Annotated in this window: 12 protein-coding genes and 5 pseudogenes; 9 read left to right on the top strand and 8 right to left on the bottom strand. The window is 47.5% G+C overall.

All coding sequences use genetic code 11. The annotated features are described in order from the left end of the window. Positions 1-262: 262 nt before the first annotated feature. On the top strand, positions 263-1,666 hold the full coding sequence (bcaP, locus tag D368_RS09005; protein WP_014304702.1) for a branched-chain amino acid transporter BcaP: 1,404 nt from the start codon (positions 263-265) through the stop codon (positions 1,664-1,666). A gap of 114 nt (positions 1,667-1,780) precedes the next feature. Continuing rightward, positions 1,781-3,136 (top strand): sodium-dependent transporter, encoded by a 1,356-nt coding sequence (locus D368_RS09000; protein WP_128574730.1) that lies wholly within the window; start codon positions 1,781-1,783, stop codon positions 3,134-3,136. 35 nt (positions 3,137-3,171) lie between these two features. Here D368_RS09000 and D368_RS08995 read toward each other — a convergent pair whose 3' ends face one another. The 3 genes and pseudogenes from D368_RS08995 to sigM form a co-directional block, all read right to left on the bottom strand. Next, positions 3,172-3,462 carry an anti-sigma-M factor gene (locus tag D368_RS08995; protein WP_003155315.1) on the bottom strand — a complete coding sequence of 97 codons (291 nt, stop codon included), beginning with the start codon at positions 3,460-3,462 and terminating at the stop codon, positions 3,172-3,174. Next, positions 3,450-4,525 (bottom strand): annotated as a pseudogene (locus D368_RS08990) (anti-sigma factor). Before D368_RS08990 ends, D368_RS08995 begins: the two are co-directional and overlap by 13 nt. Then, positions 4,515-5,006, bottom strand: coding sequence for an RNA polymerase sigma factor SigM (gene sigM / locus D368_RS08985; RefSeq protein ID WP_003155312.1), 492 nt, complete (start codon positions 5,004-5,006; stop codon positions 4,515-4,517). Before sigM ends, D368_RS08990 begins: the two are co-directional and overlap by 11 nt. Positions 5,007-5,244: 238 nt before the next feature. On the opposite strand from sigM, the pseudogene D368_RS08980 reads away from it, so the two are divergent. Further along, positions 5,245-5,843 (top strand): annotated as a pseudogene (locus tag D368_RS08980) (lysophospholipid acyltransferase family protein). 44 nt (positions 5,844-5,887) lie between these two features. On the opposite strand, the gene D368_RS08975 reads toward D368_RS08980, so the two are convergent. Then, the gene (locus D368_RS08975) at positions 5,888-7,222 is read right to left on the bottom strand and encodes a hemolysin family protein (protein ID WP_003155308.1); all 1,335 of its coding nucleotides are present in this window, start codon (positions 7,220-7,222) and stop codon (positions 5,888-5,890) included. A 61-nt stretch (positions 7,223-7,283) separates the two neighbouring features. After that, positions 7,284-7,709 (bottom strand): Cu(I)-responsive transcriptional regulator, encoded by a 426-nt coding sequence (gene cueR, locus D368_RS08970; RefSeq protein WP_014304704.1) that lies wholly within the window; start codon positions 7,707-7,709, stop codon positions 7,284-7,286. Positions 7,710-7,888: 179 nt separating this feature from the next. Here cueR and D368_RS08965 point away from each other — a divergent pair, with 179 nt between their 5' ends. From D368_RS08965 to D368_RS08955, 3 genes are all read left to right on the top strand, one after another. Beyond that, positions 7,889-9,073, top strand: coding sequence for a pyridoxal phosphate-dependent aminotransferase (locus tag D368_RS08965; protein ID WP_015417125.1), 1,185 nt, complete (start codon positions 7,889-7,891; stop codon positions 9,071-9,073). A 32-nt stretch (positions 9,074-9,105) separates the two neighbouring features. Next, positions 9,106-10,350, top strand: coding sequence for a beta-ketoacyl synthase N-terminal-like domain-containing protein (locus tag D368_RS08960; protein ID WP_101562854.1), 1,245 nt, complete (start codon positions 9,106-9,108; stop codon positions 10,348-10,350). Between the two features lie 229 nt (positions 10,351-10,579). Further along, positions 10,580-11,968 carry a hemolysin family protein gene (locus tag D368_RS08955; protein WP_121984133.1) on the top strand — a complete coding sequence of 463 codons (1,389 nt, stop codon included), beginning with the start codon at positions 10,580-10,582 and terminating at the stop codon, positions 11,966-11,968. 12 nt (positions 11,969-11,980) lie between these two features. Here the strand turns inward: D368_RS08955 and crcB are convergent, their stop codons facing one another. From crcB to D368_RS08940, 3 genes are read right to left on the bottom strand one after another with little or no spacing between them, the layout of a single operon-like run. Further along, a complete protein-coding gene (crcB, locus tag D368_RS08950) occupies positions 11,981-12,340 on the bottom strand; it encodes a fluoride efflux transporter CrcB (RefSeq protein ID WP_070081568.1) in 360 nt (119 codons plus the stop codon). Further along, a complete protein-coding gene (locus D368_RS08945) occupies positions 12,337-12,732 on the bottom strand; it encodes a fluoride efflux transporter FluC (RefSeq protein ID WP_070081569.1) in 396 nt (131 codons plus the stop codon). Before D368_RS08945 ends, crcB begins: the two co-directional genes overlap by 4 nt. A gap of 1 nt (position 12,733) precedes the next feature. Then, entirely contained in the window at positions 12,734-13,450 is a 717-nt protein-coding gene (locus tag D368_RS08940; RefSeq protein WP_128574729.1) for a glycerophosphodiester phosphodiesterase family protein, read from the bottom strand. 169 nt (positions 13,451-13,619) lie between these two features. Here D368_RS08940 and D368_RS08935 point away from each other — a divergent pair. The 3 pseudogenes from D368_RS08935 to D368_RS08925 all read left to right on the top strand — a co-directional run bounded on the left by D368_RS08935 (position 13,620) and on the right by D368_RS08925 (position 15,797). Further along, positions 13,620-13,725, top strand: a pseudogene (locus tag D368_RS08935) (YhdX family protein). Between the two features lie 163 nt (positions 13,726-13,888). After that, a pseudogene (locus tag D368_RS08930) lies at positions 13,889-15,003 on the top strand (mechanosensitive ion channel family protein). Between the two features lie 24 nt (positions 15,004-15,027). Further along, positions 15,028-15,797, top strand: a pseudogene (locus D368_RS08925) (NAD-dependent protein deacylase). Positions 15,798-15,801: the final 4 nt, after the last annotated feature.

The raw sequence follows: 15,801 nt of genomic DNA, 5'->3' as shown, positions 1-15,801 counted from the left end.
TTAAAAAATGGAAGTCTCCAGCCGAATCACTAATGTTAATATTTCACAGCAGAGAATCCGCTGAGTTCTGTTTTATGAAAACTGAAATAATATATAGAATTTTCAAAAAAATTATTTTCATTTTTATATTTTTCGCTATAATATGATGTAGGAGAAAGGAATGATGTGCTGAAACATTTCATGCGAAAAATAAGAATTTAGTCATTATTGCTATTGTTGTCTGAATATTCTAACATATATTGATTTACAAGGAGTGAAGCAGATGAAGGGGAGCATATTCAGAAAGAAAAGCATTCAGGACCTGCTTGCCGCAACGGGCGGGGAAAAGTCGCTGAAAAGAGAGTTAGGGGCCTTTGATCTGACCCTTCTGGGGATAGGGGCCATCATCGGAACGGGAATTTTTGTATTAACCGGAACAGGCGCTGTCACGGCGGGGCCGGGGCTGACTGTTTCATTTGTCATCGCCGCTCTTGCGTGTTTATTTGCGGCTTTGTCATATGCCGAATTTGCTTCAAGCGTCCCGGTTTCCGGTTCCGTCTACACGTTTACTTATGCGACACTGGGTGAACTTCTCGCATTTATCATCGGATGGGATTTAATCTTGGAATATATGCTCGCCGTCAGCGCGGTTTCGGTCGGCTGGTCCGGCTATTTTCAATCATTCTTGGCGGGCTTCGGCATTCATCTTCCGACTGCATTAACGGCCGCGCCGGGATCCATTAAAGGCACGGTCACATTCTTTAATCTCCCCGCATTTGTTATCGTGCTTGCGATTACATTCCTCCTCTACTTAGGCATTAAGGAATCGAAGCGGGTCAATAATATTATGGTCATTTTGAAGGTTCTGGTTGTTCTATTGTTTATCGCCGTTGCGGCCGTATATGTCAAACCTCACAACTGGCAGCCGTTTATACCGATGGGGTTCGGCGGTGTTTTCAGTGCCGCGGCGCTCGTTTTCTTCTCTTTTATCGGTTTTGACGCCGTCTCTTCCGCCGCTGAAGAAACGAAAAATCCGGCGAAGGATCTGCCGAAAGGAATTATCTTTTCATTAATCGTCTGCACCGTGCTGTATGTGACCGTATCGGCGATTATGACGGGCGTCGTTCCGTTTGCCCGCTTTGAAGGCGTTGACCATCCCGTGTCTCTCGTCCTGCAGATGGCCGGACAGAATTGGGTGGCCGGGATTATTGATATCGGCGCAGTGTTGGGAATGACAACGGTGATGCTCGTCATGCTGTACGGCCAGACGAGGGTGATGTTTGCCATGTCCCGTGACGGTTTGGTGCCGGGGGCGCTTTCAAAAGTCCATCCGAAGCATAAAACGCCGCACGTGGTGACATGGGTGTTCGGCATCCTGTCGGCATTACTCGGCTCGCTCGTCCCGCTTGATGAGTTGGCGAAGCTGGTGAACATCGGCACGCTTGCCGCGTTTGTCCTGATTTCAGTGGCGGTTATCGTATTGAGAAAGAAACAGCCTGATCTGCCGAGAGCTTTTAAATGTCCGGGGGTTCCCTTTATTCCGATATTGTCCATTCTGTTCTGCGTATTTTTGATTATTAACCTTGGCGCCACCACCATATTCCGTTTCTTTATCTGGCTGATCATCGGTCTGGTGATTTATTTCTTATATTCGAGAAAGCATTCGAAATTAAACGGGGATTTGTAAGGAGCGGCACCCGCCGCTCCTTTTTATTTTTCGGAATAATGAAACATATTGAAATGGGCTTAAGTTATCGCAGCGAATAAGGGATAATATAGGGCGGAAGGGAAGTGGAAAGTCGTGTCTGACCAAAAAAGGGTTCAATGGGCCTCAAAAATAGGATTTATTATGGCCGCTGCCGGTTCGGCGATCGGTCTGGGAGCCATTTGGAAGTTCCCTTACGTAGCGGGTACGAACGGAGGAGGCGCTTTTTTTCTTGTATTCGTCCTCTTTACCGTGCTTTTAGGCTATCCGCTTTTGCTCGGTGAATTTATTTTCGGAAGACGGAGCCAGACAAATGCGATTGATGCCTACAAACAAGCCGCGCCGAAGTCGGTATGGCACCTCACGGGTTATGTGGGTGTGGCGGCCTGTTTTTTAGTTTTGTCTTTTTACAGTGTTGTCGGCGGGTGGATTTTGCTTTATGTGTTAAAAGCTGTTACGGGTTCTTTATCCGGGCTCACTCAGGAGCAGTACGGAACGGTGTTCGGGACGGTCATTGAAAATCCGATCCAGACTCTCGCCGCGCAGCTTGTATTTATGATCATGACCGTGGCGGTCGTCGCAAAAGGCGTGCAGAAAGGGATTGAACGTGTCAGTGCGGTGCTGATGCCGATTTTATTCGTGCTGTTTCTATTGCTTGTGCTGCGTTCAGTCACGCTCGATCATGCCGTTGAGGGGATTAGATTTTTATTGGTTCCGCACTTTGAAGATTTGACGCCGGAATCCATCCTATATGCTTTAGGACAGGCGTTCTTTACATTAACGCTCGGCGTTTCGGTCATGGTGACATACAGTTCGTATCTGCCGAAAACCCAAAACCTTCCGGGATCGGCGGGTTCCATTGTTATGATGAATGTGCTCGTCACGCTGTTTGCGGGACTGGCCATTTTTCCGGCGGTTTTTTCGTTCGGCTTTAAACCGGATGAAGGGCCTACACTGCTGTTTACCGTACTGCCGGCTGTGTTTGACCGGCTGCCGTTCGGCTCGCTGTTTTTTATCAGCTTTCTGGCGGTCTTTTTCTTTGCCGCGCTGACTTCGGCCTTTTCGATGGTGGAAATTATCGTAGCGACTGTCGGGAAAGGTGATGAAACGAAAAGGAAGAAGCTGTCGTGGACAAGCGGTCTGCTCATTTTCTTAGTCGGAATTCCGTCGTGTTTATCATACGGTGTGCTCGGTGATGTTCATTTGTTCGGAAAAACGTTTTTTGATCTAGCGGATTTCACTGTGAGCAATGTGCTGATTCCGCTCGGCGCTTTATTAATATCAATCTTCATCCCGCTGAAAATACCGAAGCGGGAGCTGTTCGCCGAGATGAAAAGCGGTTCCGCCATCGGCTATCGTTTCTTTCAGGTGTGGTATTTCCTTCTGAAATATCTCGTGCCGCTGGCTATCATCGTCGTATTGCTGCATTTAATCGGCGTTCTTCCATTTTAAAAAACAGGCCCCCGTAAAAGGGCCTGTTTTTATGTTTAAAAACCGAATTGCAGATTCGTATCAACGGCAACGATCGTATATACACAGACAATGACGAAAAGGTTGAGGATGACACCGAGCAGTCCCGGGCCCGTCCGTCCTTTTTTAATAAACAGCTCAATGATGCCGAACGGCACGGCGGCCATCGCAAACGGCAGCATCTGATAAGAATAGAAAGTCACATTGCTGATGATTGCCACGTTCAAAAGCAGCAGCGACAAAATCGCGGTACCGACTGATATCCAGCCGAAAACATTATGCTCTTTAAAAATTCTTACCAATTCCATAATTCCACCTCACCGATGTTTGCTGCTTTTACTGTTTTGTTTTTCAGCAGACGTTCGATTTCTTTTGTCGGCCCCGTCACGACAGAGCCGTATACGTTCATTCCGTGATGTTCAACATAATCGATTCGGCTGCCCAGATTCATGTCTTTGCGTTTCGATATTGCATGCGCCCATTTTTTATGGCGGGACATAAATTCAAGGGCATTGATAAATTGTTCACGGTCTGTCTGTCCTTGCGTTTCGAAAGAGGACACCATCTTGGAATCTTTCCCGGGGAATCCTAACGGCTCGGCATAAGGACTGTCTTTCAGATTTTTCTCCGTTTCGACCGCGTTCCATAAAAACTTCACATCGTATTTTTAAAAGTTGAATATACTTGAGAAGAAGGGTAGGCCCGGTCATAAGAAAGATAGACCTCCGCCACGCTTCCTTCAGGCAATTTTTTCAATGTCTGTCCGGCTTTGTCAATCGTGCGTTCCTTTAAGCCGGAAGGATGGGCGAAATAATGCTTTGCCTGTGCCGCGTCTAGATCATAGTAGTTAACGGCAGGCGATTTGACCGTATCTAAAAACATTTCAATCCGTTCTCCGCCGACGGATTTCGTTTTTGTGCCGATCTGCTTTTGCAGCGGAAACTCTGTATTCATTCCAAACAGTTTCACTTGGCTTTTCAGTCCGGAGGTATCGACGAGGACGTTCGGCATGGTGGTCGCCACCGTCACGGCCGCGGTTTCCATTAATTGATTGCCGGTGCTTTCCTTTCCTCCCAGACCGTAATAGAGGTAGCTTCCCAAAGTGCAAAGCGGCAAAATCATCAAAGTGGAGATGACGGCGAGAACTGAAATCCGCAAATACGATTTGCGTTTTCCGTATGACAAAATGGCCTTCTGTTTTTCCGGGCTGATGCCGACGTCCCATTCCCGGTCGTCCTGCATTTCGCTTTCAATCAACTCCTGATAGACTTCAAGCTTTTCCAGCTCTTCTTCAAAGGCGGCCATTTCCCGGTCGCTCATTTCTCCATTTTTGTATTGGTAAAAACGCTTTTTAAATTCTTCATTCATCATTAACACCTCTATTATAAAGTGCTTTCAGCCGCTGTCTGGCACGAAATAAAACACTTTTAAAATTAGCCTCTGAAATATTCATAATATGGGATGCTTCTTTGTAATTCAGTTCTTTTAAATAATACAGTGTTAAGGCCTCCCGATAATTGTCGGGAAGTTCGGACATATACCCTGTCAGCACTTCCTTGATTTCAATCTGATGAGCCGGGCTTTGAACAGCCGTCTGAAAAAGGCTCCCAATTAAGTCATCGGAAATGGTCACTTCCTTTTTATGTTTTCTGACATAATCTATAAACGCATTTCTCGCCACTTGAAAAAGCCATGGCTTTACTTTGCTGTGGTCGTAGGAGTGAATGTGTATGTATGCCCTCATAAAGGTTTCCTGCAGCAAATCTTCAGCGAGATGCTTGTCTTTTGTCATGGAGAGCAGGAACCGGTAAACATCATTCATATACATTTGGTAAATTTCATCGATCGTCACTGCCTTTTCTCCCCTCTATGTTATACACGCATAAGAAAGGTTTAAAGTTGCACGTTCCATGCAAACGGCTTAAATTCATTTTCACCTCATCAAACACCATTTCTCTATAGTACCCAAAATCCGTCATAAAAGATAGAGATCGGCGGAGGAAAAATATATTTATTAGTACCAGGTAATAAAAAATATTGTTATAATAGAGAGAGAACACTTTTGATCATTACAACAAAGGAAGTGCGTTATGTATAAGTTTTGTGCAAATGCCATCAAATTCATTCTTTCTCTGCGCGGAGGAGTCAAAGTATACAATAAAGAGAATCTTCCGTCTGATAAAGGATTCGTTATCGCGTGCACGCATGCGGGCTGGGTGGACGTCCTCACGCTCGGTGTCGGGATATTGCCCCATCAGATTCATTATATGGCGAAAAAAGAGCTGTTTCAGAAAAAGTGGATCGGAAGTTTTTTAAAGAAGATTCACGCGTTTCCGGTTGATCGTGAAAATCCGGGTCCGAGCAGCATTAAAACGCCGATTAAGCTACTGAAGGAAGGGAAGATTGTCGGGATTTTTCCGAGCGGCACGAGAACTTCTGAAGACGTCCCGCTGAAAAGAGGGGCCGTGACCATCGCCCAAATGGGGAAAGCGCCGCTCGTTCCGGCCGCATATAAAGGGCCGTCTACGGGAAAAGCGCTGTTTAAAAAGGGAAAATGCGGCTTATCATCGGCGAGCCGATTTTTTTGGAGGACTTTTCCGATCTTGCGCCGAAGGAGAGGCTTGCGGCCATGACAGAAGAGCTGAATGCCAGAATTAAAGAGCTTGAGAAAAAACTTGAACAACTGTAAATGAAAAAAGCTTGCCGTCTGTATCAGACGCGCAAGCTTTTTTGTTATGCTTCTTTTTGTTCGGCGGTTTCCAGCAGTTCATCAAACGCCAGTTTTTTCACTTCGATATATGCGACGTGGTGGCCGTCAATTTCATTAATGATAAATTCGCAGCCTTCTTCGATAATCGAGTCGTATTGTTCGACGTCGTATTTCTGGGTAAGGAACCAGCCGCCGATGGTGTCGACCTCGTCATTTTCTAAATGGATGCCGAGGAGTTCGTTCACTTGATCAATCAGGACCTTGCCGTCAAGCATGTAATGGCCGTCGCCGAGTTTGCGGATTTCATTGATTTCATCGATATCAAATTCATCACGGATTTCCCCGACGATTTCTTCAATAATGTCTTCAACGGTGACAAGCCCCGCGGTTCCGCCGTATTCATCCGACAGAATCGCCATATGAACCCGTTCCTTCTGCATTTTTACAAGCAGATCGTGAATCGGTGCCGACTCAATCACATGGATGATCGGATTGACAAAATCCGTAATGGGCGAGTCGACTGATACTTCGCCGCTGATGCAGGCGGTCAGCACTTCTTTAATGTTAATAACGCCGATAATATTATCTTTGTCACCCTCTTCGACAGGGTACCGGGTATATTTTTCAATCTGAATGATATCCATCATTTCAGAAATTTTGATATCATGCGGCAGACTGACGATTTCCGTACGCGGAATCATGATTTCTTTTGCAAGTCTGTCGTCAAATTCAAAGATTTTGTTCACATATTTAAATTCAGACTGGTTGATTTCACCGCTTTTATAGCTTTCCGATAAAATGATGCGCAGCTCTTCTTCAGAGTGGGCAAGCTCATTTTCAGACACCGTCTCCAGACCGAACGTCTTCGTTAAAAGACGGGCGGAGTTGTTCAGAAGCCAGATAAACGGGAACATGATGCGGTAAAACCAAATGAGCGGTTTCGAAAACAGCATTGAAACGGCTTCCGCTTTCTGGATGGCGACTGTTTTCGGCGCTAATTCTCCCACGACCACGTGTAAGAATGTAATGATCGCATAGGCGAGAATAAATGAAATAATATGCGATAATGAGCTTGGTACGTTTATCTTTGTGAAAAGCGGGTGAAGCAAGCGTTCAATCGTTGATTCGCCTAAGACACCAAGACCGATGGAAGTCAATGTTATGCCGAGCTGGCACGCCGATAAATACTCATCTAAATGCGTGGTCACTTTTTTGACACCGATTGCGGCTTTATTTCCTTCTGCTATAAGCTGGTCAACCCGTGAGCCTCTGATTCTGATTATCGCAAACTCAGATGCTACGAAAAATGCCGTCAGCGCGATTAAAACCGCGACTAAAATCAAATTCACAATGTCCAATTAGAACCTTCACTTCTTTTGGGAAGATGAAGGTAACACCTCCTGTTAGTAAGATAATGGTTTAACTTAACAGCAGCATAAATGATTGAAGCACTGCAAGCTTTTCAGGAGCCAGCCTTTTTTTCAGCTGGGCGCGCTCCTCTGGTTCAAGCTTTTCAAACCGATTCAAGATCCCGGAGATGTTTTGATTCATGTGATCAATTTCCGATGCCAGATTTCCAACATCGTCAGGCAGGGCTGAAGAGGGAAACTGGTTCTCCAGTCGATCTTTTATATCAGACAGGGCCAATCGCTGCTTTTTACAAGCGACTATAAACTTTAACCGATTAAGTGCAAGTGTATCGTAGTAACGATAGTTCGAACAAGACCTGTCAGGCTTTAAAAGCCCGAGGTTTGTGTAGTAATCCACCGTGCGTTTCGTTACACCGGCAAGCTCTGCTAATTCACTGATGCGATAAGTCTCAGCCCCATCTAAATCCCTCCCCAACCATCACGTTATAGTTATGAGAATAGTTTAATATATGAAGGGGAGTTTGCACAAGTTTATTGTTTTCCGTCTTTCTCCTGAAACGGGGCGGCAGGCTGTCTGAAAAAGCGTTGACTGCGCCATGTAAATCTTTCATAATCATTGTAAATAGAAACGGCAGAAAAAGACAGAAGGGACAGATGACAGTGGCCGGTTTATCAAGGGAAGTGACACAGAATCTGGAGAAAGGTTCATGGATACGCAAACTATTTGATGAAGGCGCTCGGCTGAAAAAAGAGTTCGGCGCCGATAAGGTGTTTGACTTTTCGATAGGAAATCCGGTTGCGGAGCCGCCTGAAACATTTAAAAAGGCGCTATGCGAAGCGGCTGAAACAGGACGGCACGGATACATACAAAACCAAGGGCTTCCGGAGGCGAGAGAAAAGGTTGCCCGCTTTTTGTCAGAGCGGTTTCAGACAGAAATTTCCGCCAGGCATACAGTCATGACGGTCGGAGCCGGCGGGGCGCTGAATGTTGCGCTGAAGAGCATTTTAAACCCGGAGGAAGAAGTCATCCTTCTTTCGCCTTATTTTGCGGAATATAAAGCGTATGTTGAAAATTACCGCGGCAGACCCGTCATCTGCCCGCTGACTGACTCATTTGAGATTGATATTGAAGCGGTTAAAGGTGCGATCACCCCCCGTACGAAAGGACTGATCGTCAATACGCCGCATAATCCGACGGGGACTGTGCTCAGTCAGAAAAACCTTAACGAATTAGGCGCCTTATTAAAAGAAGCCGAAGAGCGGAACGGCCAAAGCATATTTATTTTATTTGATGAACCGTACAGCCAGCTGATCTACGGAGAAGAGCAGGCGAATCCGTTTCAGGCGTATCACCGCGTGATTTTAGTCAGTTCGTTCAGTAAAGATCTCGGCATTGCGGGGGAAAGGCTCGGGTATATCGCGGCGGACGCCCAAATGCCTGAGGGCGATCTTCTGACGGATGCATTCGTTTTCTGCAACCGGACGCTCGGCTTTGTGAACGCTCCGGTCATGATGCAGCGCGCCGTGGCGAAAATGGATGATCTTTCGATTGACGCTGAACCTTACAGAAAGCGGAGAGACCTTATGGTGGACATCCTCACAGAAGCCGGCTTCGAATTTGAAATGCCGAAAGGAGGCTTTTTCGTCTTTCCGAAATCACCGATTGAAGACGAAGTGGCGTTCTGCATGCATGCCGCACAGAAATACAAACTATTGATCGTACCCGGCAGCGGATTTGGAAAAAGCGGCTATTTCCGATTATCTTTCAGCGTGCCTTCGGAACAGATCAGACAGTCGCGCGATATTTTCAAAGCACTGTATCAAGATTTTTCTTCATAGCTTCCAATACATAAAGATGGGAGAACGGACACATGTCGAGGAGAAATAATGGCACGTCAGACATCAGCATTACAGGAATCGGAGTCTTAACCGCGGTCGGACAAGGCAAGGAGGCGTTTCTCGCTGCGCTCATGGAGGGGCGGCACGCCTTTGATGTGATGAAACGCCCCGGCCGGCAGAAAGGCAGTTCGTTTATCGGCGCGGAGCTTAGCGAATTAACGCCGCCGGACGCGCTGTCGAAGCGCTTGTACCGAAGGGCCGCATTATCAGGAAAGACGGCGCTTATCGCTTTATATGAAGCGTGGCATGACGCTCAATTAGACGGCGCTGATCACAGCCGCACCGGTCTGATCATCGGCGGCTCGAATATGACGCAGCGCGAATTGCTGCAGGCCTTTGAGAAAAACGGTGAAACGCCGCAATTTGTAAATCCGACATACGGGCTTTCTTTTATGGATAGTGATTTGTCGGGGCTTTGCACGGAGCAATTTGGGCTAAAAGGGCCGGCCTTTACGGTCGGCGGCGCGTCGGCAAGCGGCCAGGCGGCGGTTATCCAGGCTGCTCAAGGAATCATAGGAGGCCTGTTTGACCGGTGCATCGTGATCGGGGCGCTGGCCGATCTGTCGTACATGGAGTGTCACGCTCTCCGTTCTTTGGGAGCGATGGGCACTGATACATACGCTGAACGGCCTGAAGCTGCCTGCCGCCCGTTTGACCGGCATACGGACGGGTTTATATTCGGAGAGGCGTGCGGGGCGATTGTGCTGGAACGCGCTGAATCTGCCGAAGAGAGGGGCGCACGATCGTGGGCCGGCTTAAAGGGCTGGGGGATGGCTTCCGATGCGAACCGCAACCCGAATCCTTCAGCAGAGGGCGAAATGACGGTGATCCGCCAGGCGCTGGAGCGGGCCGGTCTTTCAGCGAAAGAGATCGATTACATCAACCCGCACGGCACCGGTTCGCCGATCGGAGATAAGACTGAATGCCGGGCGCTTTCTGAAAGCGGCCTGTCGCACGCGCGGATTAATGCGACAAAATCGATTACCGGACACGGTCTGAGTGCGGCCGGAACGGTGGAAATCATTGCTGTTCTCTTGCAAATGCGGGAAAACAAGCTTCATCCGATCCGAAACTTAACGGAGCCGATTGACGATTCATTTCAGTGGGTGACCGACGGGCCGAGCGCCCATACCGTACACCATGCGTTAAGCTTAAGCATGGGATTCGGGGGGATTAATACGGCGCTTTGTTTAGAAAATCATTTCCGAAGCAGATAACGGCAGCCTTCTTTTTGAAGGCTGTTTTTATATGATGAAAAATCTGAAAATGATGAAAGAATGGAGTTGTGATACAATAAACTATACAAATGACAATCATGCTTTGACTTAGGAGGTGGCAGGATGGGGCCCTCTGTGTAGTCAATCACCCATTTCGTTCCTCTCGCTTAAGAAAAAACGATGAAATCAGGAGGTGACGTCCTTATCCTTCAATTCGGGATAAGGTGAAATGGACGATATTGACAGTTTGATTTTAATCGGTGTGCTCATTGCGTTAACGGCGTTTTTCGTGGCGAGTGAATTTGCGATCGTCAGAGTGAGGAGATCCAGAATCGATCAGCTCATCTCAGAAGGGAACAGACGGGCGGTGCTCGCAAAGCGTATCATTACGGATCTTGATGAGTATTTATCCGCCTCGCAGCTTGGCATTACACTCACATCCATCGGGCTCGGCGTACTGGGAGAGCCTGCATTTGAGCGGATGCTTCATCCTGTGTTTCAGGGCATGGGGCTGCCGGATTCAGCCGAGCATGTGATTGCTTTTGCTGCGGCGTACGGGCTGATTACGTTTTTACATGTCGTCGTCGGTGAGCTTGCGCCTAAAACGGTTGCGATTCAAAAAGCGGAAAAGCTGACGTTATGGATCGCCGGACCGCTTCGGTTATTTTACGTGTTCATGTTCCCGTTTATTTGGGTGCTGAACGGCTCCGCGAGAATTCTGACCGGTTTGGCCGGATTAAAGCCGGCATCTGAGCATGAAGGCTCCCACTCTGAAGAAGAGTTGCGGATCCTGCTGTCAGAAAGTTTAAAAAACGGAGAAATCAATCCGTCTGAATATACATTTGTGAATAAAATTTTTGATTTTGATAATCGGATCGCCAAGGAAATCATGATCCCGAGAAAAGAAATCGCGGCTGTTTCCACCGATATGGACGTGCCGGAAATGCTTGATATGATGCTGAAAGACAAATATACGCGCTGGCCCGTAACGGACGGGGACAAAGACAGTGTCATCGGCATGATCAATACGAAGCATCTCTTTTCAGATCTGCTGTTTATGACAGAAGATGAAAAAGCGGAAGTATCCATCACGTCTTACGTCCGCCCGGTGATTGAAGTCATCGAGACGATCCCGATACACGACCTGCTGATAAAAATGCAGAGAGAACGGATTCATTTGGCGATATTGTCTGATGAATACGGCGGAACGTCCGGTCTTGTGACGACCGAAGACATACTTGAAGAAATCGTCGGCGATATCAGAGACGAATTTGATGAGGACGAACAGCCGCAGATTCAAAAGCTGTCCGAACGCCATTATGTGCTGGACGGAAAGGTTCGGATCGATCAGGTGAATCATCTTCTCGGCGCAGAGATTGAAGAGGAAGTCGATACGATCGGCGGTCTTGTGCTGAAACGGAATATTGACATTTGTGCGGGTGAGTCGATACAAATCGGGGGATACACTGCTCTCATATTAGAAATGGACGGCCGGTTTATTAAACAGCTTGAACTCAAAGAAGAACAGGGCCGCCCGGGCGGTCAGGGGACAATAAACCGCCCGCTGCCCGTGCCTGAAACGGTCATGCTTCATAACGCAACCTTGAGCGAAAAATAAGCTCAAGGTTTTTTAAATGGATATCATAACAAAGCCGCACCAGAACGCCAAAAGGCTTCCGGCTGCTGAAACAGCGATGTAGAGCAGACTTTCCTTTATGCGGTTGTTCATCATCAGCTGCACGGCTTCAATACTGAATGTGGAAAAGGTCGTAAACGCACCGAAAAAGCCCGTCGCGATGATAATGCCGGCAGAAGGATTATCCAGACCCAAGCCGGTGAATATGCCGAGGCCGAAGGAGCCGAGCAGGTTGACCGCAGCCATTCCAAGCGGAATCGGAAAACCTTTTGTTCTTTCTGAAATTGTTTTACCCAGCAGAGACCGTAATACCGCTCCGATACCCGCCGCGATAAGCATCAGGACAATCGTCATGGCGTATCATGCCCCCTTCCCGCTGCGTGAAGGGCAATCCGCCGTCCCCAAAAAATGCCGGCGTATGCAAGGGCAAGACCAGCGAATAAAGTCGCGGCAGCATAACAAAAAGCCGCTGCGGGAGACGATTGCAGCAGAAAAATGGTTTCTTTTGCGAAGGTTGACATCGTCGTGAAACCTCCGCAAAAACCGGTTCCTAAAAAGGCGGTCAAAAGAGGGCGTTTAGCCCGAATGATGAAATAACCCGTAATAAGACCGAGTAAAAGGCTTCCCGCCGCGTTTTCGAGGAAAGTGGCACCCGGGAAAGATCCGCTGTGAATGTGCGCGCTCATTTCAAAGCGGAGCAATGCGCCAAGCGCGCCTCCGATAAAAATTGCGATGTATTGTTTCATATCAGCCATCCTTAGAAATAATATCCGGAAAATCAGTTACAATGCCGTCAACTGCCATCATTTGCAGCTTTTCGGCCGTCTTGTGATTTCTGACCGTCCAGGCAAATACTTTCAGGCCGTGTTTGTGAGCGGTGGAAATCAAGAACTGATTCAGGCGGGTATATTTAATATTGACATAATTTGCGGCTGATTTGTAAGCGGCCAGCTGGCTTTTTGAAAACATCCCGAAGCTGGGTCTTGCAATAATTGCAGTCGGAATGGACGGATACATGTCGTGAAAGGTCTGAATCGACTTGAGACTGAATGATTGAACGATAGGGTGGGTGGAAAAGGTAAACCTGCTTAACAGCTGGCCGACTGCTTTTTCAAGACCGACTTGAGAAATGTGCCCTTTCAGTTCAATTAAAAAACCGATTTCAGAATGATAACGCTCCAGAACCTCTTCGAGCAGGGGAATCCGCTCCCCTTTAAACTCAGCCCCATACCAGCTGCCGGCGTCCAGAGACTGCAGCTTCTTCAGCGTAAAATCTTTTACAAAACCGGAGCCGTCCGTCGTCCGGTCGACTTTGTCATCATGGATGACGACAATCTGGCCGTCTTTTGTGAGCTGGACGTCAAGCTCAATGAAATCAGCGTTCATTTCGGCAGCGATATCAAATGCCGCAAATGTATTTTCGGGCGCGTAACCGGATGCGCCGCGATGAGCGATGGTATACAAGCTTGTCAGCTCCCCTCATGGGCATTTCTGTTATTATATCAGATTCGTATATGCACAGCGATTCAAACTGGTGAATGTGCAAAACAGTATTTTTTTGGAATAAAGATAGTGCTTTTTTCGGTTTACAATCCGCAGTGATGTTTTATAATGGCAAAAAGGAGGCGAGATCATGGGAAAAGGGAGATTGAAAGTGGAAGAAAGAATTAAGGCCGAAACCGATGCTGAAATCCAAAAAAGCGACTCTCCTGAAACAGACACAATCAAAGAAGAAATAGTGCCTGACCCTGTTGTATCTGGCTGAAAGATGAACGAATGTGTGAAAAACCCCGGCTGTGCTCTGATGCCGGGGTTTTTCAGGCTGCCTAAAGACAATAAAACAAGCTGATGTCCGAATGTTTTAGTATAATAGATTTTCGACAAGACAAAGGAGCATATGCCATGATGACACAATTTCAGAGCTTTTTTACTCTTGACCATATTTTGCAGATCAGTATCAGCATCGGAATTTTAGCGGCTTTTCTCGTTTTGAGAAAACTGTTTGTCAAATACTTTTTTCAGCTCATTTACAAATTGGCGAACAAGCCGAAAACCGACATATTCAAACAGATTGCCGTAGCGTTTGACAAGCCGGCCAGATGGTTTTTCGTGGCGCTGGGTCTGTTTTTGGCGATTGAGTATTCGCCGTTTTTAGACGGGCAGATGGATATTGTCAAAAAATTATACCGCTCTCTGATCGTTGCGCTGATCGCCTGGGGGCTTTGCAACCTGACATCGGCGTCTTCGTTTTATTTCATAAAGTCAATCAGCGCTTTGAGCTGGATATGGATGACATTTTGGCGCCGTTTTTATCCAAGGTGCTGCGCTTTGTCATTCTCGCGCTCAGCGTCAGTGTGATCGCGCAGGAATTCAATTATGATGTAAACGGGTTCGTGGCCGGACTCGGACTTGGCGGCTTGGCCTTCGCGCTTGCGGCTAAAGATACGATCAGCAATTTTTTCGGCGGCATTATCATCATTACGGAAAAGCCGTTTACGATCGGCGACTGGGTCGAGACGTCATCTGTGACGGGGGGCGTTGAAGATATCACATTCCGAAGCACAAGGTTCCGGACGGCGCAGGGGGCGCTTGTTACCGTACCCAATTCAACGCTGTCCATGGAAGCCATCACAAACTGGACGAGGATGACGAAGCGCCAGGTCACGTTTTCCGTTCGTGTTTCTTATGCGACGCCGATTGATCGTTTAGAGCGGTGTATCACAAGGCTCAGAGAAATGCTTCGTGAACATGAAGGCGTGCATGATGATACGATTATGGTTAACTTTGACGTGTTTGCGGACAGCTATTACAATCTGTTTTTCAACTTTTACACAAAGACCATCGTCTGGGCGGAAAGCCTGGACGTGCGGCAGGATATCAACCGCCGGATTATTGATATTTTTGCTGAGGAAGGCGTGGAGTTCGCCTATCCGGGCCAGAATGTATTCGTAAAACAGAAGAGCCACGATGATCCGGTTCATGTGAAGGATCATTCCGGAGAAAAAGAACGGGCATAACAGGCGCCGTTCTTTTTTCATGATATGATAAAAAGAAAAGGCGGTGGAAGAGTGGAAGCGTTTATAACATTGATCAATCAGGCTGAACGTATCCTGGTGCTGACGGGAGCGGGAATGAGCACGGAATCCGGCATTCCCGATTTTCGTTCGGCGGGCGGTATATGGACCGAAGACACCTCCAGAATGGAAGCGATGAGCAGGGAATACTTTGAACGCCGTCCGCGTGAATTCTGGCCTAAATTCAAACAGCTCTTTCAGATGAAAATGAGCGGAAGCTATGAGCCGAATGCCGGCCATACGTATTTGGCGGATCTTGAAAAGCGGGGAAAGCAGGTAGACATTTTCACGCAGAATATTGACGGACTGCATAAGAAAGCGGGAAGCAGCAGTGTCTATGAGCTTCACGGTTCAATTCAGACCGCCGCATGCCCCCGCTGCGGAGCGCGCTACGGGCTTTCTCATCTGCTGAAGGACGAAGTGCCGGAATGTACGGCCGAAATCGGTAATCATGCGGTATGCGGCACCGTATTAAAACGGATGTCGTGCTGTTCGGCGATCTCGTTCAGCATTTTGAAACCCTTTATGAAAAGCTTGATAAAGCTGATCTTCTTCTTGTGATCGGCACTTCGCTTGAAGTGGCGCCGGCAAGGTTTGTCCCTGAGGATGCGGGCCGGATTCCCGGTTTGAAGCAGGTGATCATTAACCTTGAGCCGACATATTGCGACCATTTATTTGATCTTGTCATCCATGAGAAGATCGGTGAATTTGCAAAACGGATCAGCGCCGCGACATAAAAAA

It is taken from the genome of Paenibacillus lentimorbus NRRL B-30488 (genome assembly GCF_000411595.1).
Classification (GTDB): domain Bacteria; phylum Bacillota; class Bacilli; order Bacillales; family Bacillaceae; genus Bacillus; species Bacillus velezensis.
Note: the sequence above shows the minus strand (reverse complement) of the source record. Positions and strands in the feature narration are given on the sequence as shown.